Source organism: Methylobacterium sp. CCH5-D2 (assembly GCF_001556475.1).
GTDB lineage: Bacteria > Pseudomonadota > Alphaproteobacteria > Rhizobiales > Beijerinckiaceae > Methylobacterium > Methylobacterium hispanicum.
In genome coordinates this window covers 1-6,233 of record NZ_LSIX01000311.1, presented here as the reverse complement: position 1 = coordinate 6,233, position 6,233 = coordinate 1, and the positions used below count along the sequence as shown (strand labels likewise).

At 72.8% G+C, this 6,233-nt stretch carries 5 protein-coding genes and 1 pseudogene; all 6 read right to left on the bottom strand.

Annotated elements, in window-relative coordinates; all coding sequences use genetic code 11:
* Positions 1–629, bottom strand: a pseudogene (locus AX737_RS08200) (hypothetical protein); the annotation flags it as partial.
* A gap of 71 nt (positions 630–700) precedes the next feature.
* Positions 701–1,489, bottom strand: coding sequence for a histidinol-phosphatase (gene hisN / locus AX737_RS08195; RefSeq protein ID WP_066920489.1), 789 nt, complete (start codon positions 1,487–1,489; stop codon positions 701–703).
* Between the two features lie 119 nt (positions 1,490–1,608).
* Complete coding sequence (locus AX737_RS08190) at positions 1,609–3,567, bottom strand: AI-2E family transporter (protein ID WP_066920487.1); 1,959 nt, start codon at positions 3,565–3,567, stop codon at positions 1,609–1,611.
* Positions 3,568–3,701: 134 nt separating this feature from the next.
* On the bottom strand, positions 3,702–4,460 hold the full coding sequence (locus AX737_RS08185) for a 5-oxoprolinase subunit PxpA (RefSeq protein WP_066920485.1): 759 nt from the start codon (positions 4,458–4,460) through the stop codon (positions 3,702–3,704).
* A gap of 47 nt (positions 4,461–4,507) precedes the next feature.
* Complete coding sequence (pncB, locus tag AX737_RS08180) at positions 4,508–5,800, bottom strand: nicotinate phosphoribosyltransferase (protein WP_066920483.1); 1,293 nt, start codon at positions 5,798–5,800, stop codon at positions 4,508–4,510.
* 126 nt (positions 5,801–5,926) lie between these two features.
* A partial coding sequence (locus tag AX737_RS08175) for a pyridoxamine 5'-phosphate oxidase family protein (protein WP_197430501.1) occupies positions 5,927–6,233 on the bottom strand: 307 nt, incomplete at its 5' end.

Genomic DNA, 6,233 nt, shown 5'->3' with positions numbered 1-6,233 from the left:
GACGCTGCGCGCCCGCTACCTCGCCCGCCACCGCGCAGGTGGCGGGCGAGGTAGCGGGCGCGCAGCGTCTGCCCCAGCCCGCGGGTCGTCAGGCCCGCTGCCGCGGCGGCCGGAGCGGTCGCGGCGACCGAGGCGACCGGTGCGGTCGCGGGAGCCGGCGTCGCGGGCACGCGGACCGCCGGCGCGGGGCCGCACTCCGCGGGTGCCCAGCGGCGCACGATCGCCAGAGCGGTCCGGCGGCCATAGGTCCGGTAGTAGCGCCGCAGAAGGTTGGCGGCGGCGTCCGCGCCGTCGGCGGCGCTGGCGAACCCGGTATGTCCCTCGGCATCGCCGCCGATCTCGCCGGGCCAGCGGGCGCGCTTGATGCACCAGTAATTGTTGAGCTTCACGCAGCGGGCGACGAAGGCGGGGTCGCTCGCCGAGAGCCGCGCCACCAGGGCGAGCGAGGCCGGCAGCAATGCCTCGCCCGTCTCGCTGCGCCAGTTCGTGACCGCGCGCGCGGCGGCCTCGTAGCGCGCGGCCTCGACCGGAGCCGGCGGGGGCAGCACCGCCTGAGCGGCCAGCCGCTCGGCTCCGGCCTCGATCCGCGGCACGAGCGTCGTCAGGACCATGAGGGCGGTGATCAGCACGGGCGGGCAGGATCTCGGCGGCGGGCCTGGGGGAAACGGCCGAGTTGCCGCAACGGTTCAGACGCGCGTTCCTACCCCCCGAGGCGCTTCAGCGCCGCCTCGTGCAGGCGTGGGTCGCCGGCCGCGACGATGCGGCCGCCCTCCGTCGCCGGGCCGCCGTCCCAGCTCGTGACCACGCCGCCCGCGCCCTCGACGATCGGGATCAGCGCTACGATATCGTAGGGCTTCAGGCCGGCCTCGATCACGAGGTCGATCTGGCCGGCGGCCAGCATGCAGTAGGCGTAGCAGTCGGTGCCGTAGCGGGCGAGGCGAACCGCGTCCTGCACCGCACGGAAGCGCTCGGCCTCCTCGCCCTCCGCGAAGAGGCGCGGGTCCGTGGTGGCCAGCAGCGCCGCCGAGAGGTCGGCGCAGCGGCGGGTGCGCAGGGTCCGCTCGCCCGCGGGGCCGCGCAGCTTGGCGCTGTGCCCGTCGCCCGTGAAGCGCTCGCCGAGAAAGGGCTGGTGCATCAGGCCCCGCACCGCGGTCCCGCCCTTCCGCAGGCCGATCAGGGTGCCCCAGGTCGGCAGGCCGCTGATGAAGGCGCGGGTCCCGTCGATCGGGTCGAGCACCCAGACGCACTCGGCGTCGAGCCGCTCCGAGCCGAACTCCTCGCCCAGGATTCCGTGGCCCGGGAAGGCGTCGCGGATCATGCGGCGCATCACCACCTCGGCGGCGCGGTCGGCCTCGGTGACGGGATCGAAGGGCGCGCCGCCCCGCGCCTTGTCGTCCAGACCGAACTGCGCCCGGAAGAAGGGCAGGATCGCCCGGCCCGAGGCGTCGGCGAGGTCGTGCATGAACCGGCCGAGTTCGACGACGCTCATCGGGCCCCTCCGCCTTCACGGATCATCGGGCGGACGATCCCCGATCCGCCGCTCACGGGGCCAGACGAAGCCGGTCCGCGCCGGTTCCGTCAAGCCCCGTCAAGCCCCGTCAAGCCCCGTCAAGCCTCGGCCGGCTCGGGCGTCCGGGCGCTCCGGCCGGGCGCCCCTTCCTCGCGCACCATGCCGACCACCGCCTCGACCGCCCCGCGCAGGGTGGCGACGTGGGTCTCGGCGGGAATCGCGGTCGGCGCGGTCGCGACGTCGTCGGCCTGCCAGAGGCCGACGAGGAGCGGCACCTTCGGCAGGCGCTGCCGCAGGCGCCGGGCGAGGCGGCGCAGGTGGGTCGGCTCGCCCGCGATGGCCAGCGAGACGATGCAGACCAGCTGCGCGGGACCAGGCTCGAAGGCGTCGATCTTCGCGCGGGCGAGGTCGGAGAAGGGCACCACGCGGGTGCCGAGGCCACGCTTGGCCAGGAGCTGGGCCAGGATCGCGGCGGCCGCCTCGTCGAGGAAGCCGCGGCCGGCCACGCACAGCACCGCGCCGGACCGGGTCCAGGCTTCGGGAAGCGTCGGGGGCTTGGGTGCGAACGGGACGCCGTCCTCGCGGTCGCAGACGCCCTTGCCGCCCCCCGTGGGCGCATCCTCCGGGGCCGCGTCGTCGCGCTCGGCGAGTTCCTCGATCAGCTCGGTCACGCTCTCGCGGATCGCCGACTTCTGCTCGACGGTGAGCACGCCGCGCGCCGCGTCGCGGGCGGCGAGTTCGAGCCCCTTCACCACGACCGTATCGTAGTAGGCCGAGAGCGAGCACTCGGCGAGGATCAGGTCGGCGTGCTCCTGCGCCTCCTCCGGGTCGTCGGCGAGGATGCGCTGGTAGAAGTTCTCGACCGGGGTGAGCGCCGGGGTGTTGCCGAACAGCACGTCGAGGAACTCGAGCTTGTCGACGTGGCGGCCGAGCACCACGAGGCAGACCGTGAGCGGCGTCGAGAGCAGCAGGCCGATCGGCCCCCAGAGCCAGGTCCAGAACAGGGCCGAGACCAGGACCGCCAGCGGCGAGAGCCCGGTCGAGTGCCCGTAGAGCATCGGCTCGAAGATCTGCCCGACCAGCGGCTCGAGCACCACGAAGAGCAGCCCCGTGGCGATGAGCATGTTCCAGCCCGGATCGACCGCCGCCGCGAGCGCCATCGGGAACAGGGCGCACAGGAAGGCCCCGATATAGGGCACGAAGCGCATCAGCGCGGCGAAGATGCCCCAGAGCACGGGATTCGGCACGCCGATGAGGTAGAGTCCGGCACCGATCGCGACGCCGAAGGCGGCGTTCAGTGCGAGCTGGGCCACGAAGTAGCGGCTCAGGCGGCGCGCGGCGTCGTCCATCGCGACCGTGGTGCGGTGCAGGTCGCTGGAGCCGGCGAGCCGGATCATGCGGTCGCGCAGGTCCTCCCGCTGCATCAGCACGAAGATCAGCACCACCACGACGATGCCCGCCGTGGCCAGCGGCTTGAGCGCGGGCGAGAGCAGCTTCTCCGCGGTCTCGAGCGGACCCGGCATGGGCTGGCGCGTCTCGACGACGACCGGCTTCGGCTCGGGCTCGGCACCGGGCTCCGCGGCCGGCTTGTCCGCCTGCTTGTCGCCCCGCTCGGGCGCGCCCGCCTCGTGGATGGCGCGTCCGATTCCGGCCACGTACTCGGTGATGCGGCCGACCGGGCTCTCGCGCAGGCCCTCGACCTTGCGCTCGATCGTGGCGCGGTAGCGCGGCACGTCGCCCGCGAGGTCGGCGACCTGCACGCCGATCAGGGTTGCGAGCGCGGCCACGACCCCCATCGTGAGCATCACCGTCAGCCCGACCGCGAGGAGGCGGGGGATGCGGACCCGGCGCAGGAAGTGGACGAGGGGACCGAGCACGAAGGAGAGCAGCAGCGCGATGGCGATCGGAATCAGGATCTCGCGCCCGAAATAGAGGCCCGCGATGATCACCGCGGCGATCACCACCGGCGAGGCCATCGCGGCGCGCGGGGTCTCGGCCGCGGCGATGCGGGTCGGCCGCGGCGGGATCAGCGGCCCCTCTGGTGTCATGCTCGCCATGCCGTATGCCTGCCCGTGAACGCGACGCTTCGGCGCGGGCTCGGGTCGCGCCGCACGGGGAACCCCCGCGGGCGCCGAAACGATCCCTTGCGGGACGGCAAAGCTCACGCGGGCGTGAAGTCAGGGCATGAGGCTCAGGGCGCGAAGGGCGTCAGGGCGTGCCCGGCCGCCTCCAGGGCGCGGCGCACGGCCCGCGCCGTCGCGAGGGCGCCGGGCGTGTCACCGTGGACGCAGACCGTGTCGATCCGCACAGGCAGGCGCCGGCCCGAGACCGTGGTGACGGCCCCCTCCTCCACCATCGCGGCAACGCGCGCGGCGGCCTCGTCGGGGTCCTCGATCACGGCGCCGGGGAGCGCCCGGGAGGCGAGCTGGCCGTCCTCGGCGTAGGCGCGGTCCGCGAAGACCTCCCGGGCGACGGCGAGCCCGGCCTCGAGCGCGCCCCGCTCGGAGGGCAGGCCCGGCATCACCACGAGGACGAGGCGGGGATCGACCCCGCGCACGCCCCGCGCCACCGCGGCAGCGACCTCGGCCTCGGCGTTCTGGAGGTTGTTCAGCGCGCCGTGCGCCTTGACGTAGGTGACGCGGTGGCCTGCCAGCGCCGCGCAGGCCTGGAGCGCGCCGACCTGGTAGGCGACGAGGTTCTCGATCGCGCGCGCGCCCATGCGCACGACCCGGCGGCCGAAGCCCTGGAGGTCGGCGAAGCCCGGATGGGCGCCGAGCGCGACGCCGCGCACCCGCGCGGCTTGCGCCGTCGCCACCATGATGTCGGGATCGCCCGCGTGCAGCCCGCAGGCGACGTTGGCCGAGGTGACCACGTCGAGGATCGCCGCGTCGTCGCCCATCCGCCAGGGGCCGAAGCCCTCGCCGAGGTCGCTGTTCAGATCGATCCGCATTCCCGCGCTCCGCATCGAGGACCGGCGCTCCCGGGGACGCACCCCGCTCAGACAACGACCGGCAGTTCGGCCTGCTCCTCCACGCCGAAGACGCGCTTGTAGCGCTCCACCTGCGCCGCCGGCCCCTGCGCCTTGCTGGGGTTGTCGGAGATCTTCACGGTCGGATGACCGTTCGCCTCCGAAACCTTGCAGACGATCGAGATCGGGTCGAGCCGGCCGTCCGGGACGAGGCCGCGGAAGTCGTTCGTCAGCAGCGTGCCCCAGCCGTAGCCGATCCGCATCCGCCCGTGGAAATGGGCGTGGATCCTCTCGATCGTGTCGATGTCGAGCCCGTCGGAGAAGATCGCCAGCTTCTCGCGCGGGTCGCAGCCCCGCTGGCGCCAGAACGCGATCACCTCCTCGCCGCCCTCGATCGGGTCCTTCGAGTCGATGCGGATGCCGGTCCAGGCGCTGATCCAGTCGGGGGCGTCCCTGAGGAAGCCGGTGGTGCCGTAGGTGTCGGGCAGCGCCACCAGCAGGTTGCCCTCGTAATCCTGCTGCCAGTCGCGCAGCACGTCGTAGGGCGCGCGCGCCAAGGCTGCGTCGTCCGGGCTCAAGGCCGCGTAGACCATCGGCAATTCGTGCGCGTTGGTGCCCACCGCTTCCAGCTCGCGCCGCATGGCGATGAGGCAGTTCGAGGTGCCGGTGAAGTGGGGGCCGAGCCCCTCCTGCATCGCCTGCACGCACCAGTCCTGCCAGAGGAAGCCGTGGCGGCGACGCGTGCCGAAATCGGCGATCGAGAGGTCGGGCAGGCGGCGCAGGCGCTCGATCTTCTCCCAGACGCGGCTCATCGCGCGGGCGTAGAGCACTTGGAGGTCGAAGCGGCCCATGCCGCGCAGCGTGGCGCGCGAGCGCAGCTCGTTCAGGATCGCGAGCGCGGGCACCTCCCACATCGTGGTCTCGAGCCAGGAGCCGTGGAAGCTCAGCTCGTACTGCCCGTCCCGGACCGCGAGCTCGTAGTCCGGCAGGCGGAACTCCTCGAACCACGCGATGAACTCGGCCGAGAGGATGCGGCGCGTGCCGTAGAAGGCGTTGCCGCGCAGCCACGTCGCCTCGCCGCGCCCGAGGCGGAGCGAGCGGGCATGGTCGAGCTGCTCGCGCAGCTCCCCCGCATCGACCGCCTCGGCGATGCGGACGCGGTGCGTTCGGTTGTGGATGCCGAAGGTGACGGCGACGTCGCCGTGCCGGCGCAGGATCATCTGCGCCATCAGGAGCTTGTAGAAATCCGTATCGAGCAGCGACCGGACGATCGGGTCGATGCGGAAATTGTGGTTGTAGACCCGCGTCGCGAGATCGGACATCGATCGGGATCGGCTCCGTCCGCGGGCATGGCGACGCCCGCGAGCGCAGGGCGCACGCGGGCGGCACAGGAGTCAATGGCTTGGCCTATGTCAGCCGGGACAGGTTCGCCCGGTCCGACCCCGAATTCAGGCCAGATCGACCTTCTTCACCTCGGTCTTCGGGCTCTCGCCGGTGAGCGTGGCCTTCAGGTAGCCGTAGAGGTGGACCATCGTGCTGTTCGGGCTGTCCCAGTACTCGCCCTTCCCCGGATGGACCCGGATCAGCGCCACCTCGGGGTCGTCCTTGCCGTTGGGGAACCAGGTCTTCAGGCTCTCCTGCCACTTCTCGTCGATCTTGGCCTGATCGCGCACGATCTCGGCCTTGCCGGCGACCGAGACGTAGGTCTGGCTCGACGGGTCGGAATAGGCGAGGTTGATCTGGTTGTCGCGGCTG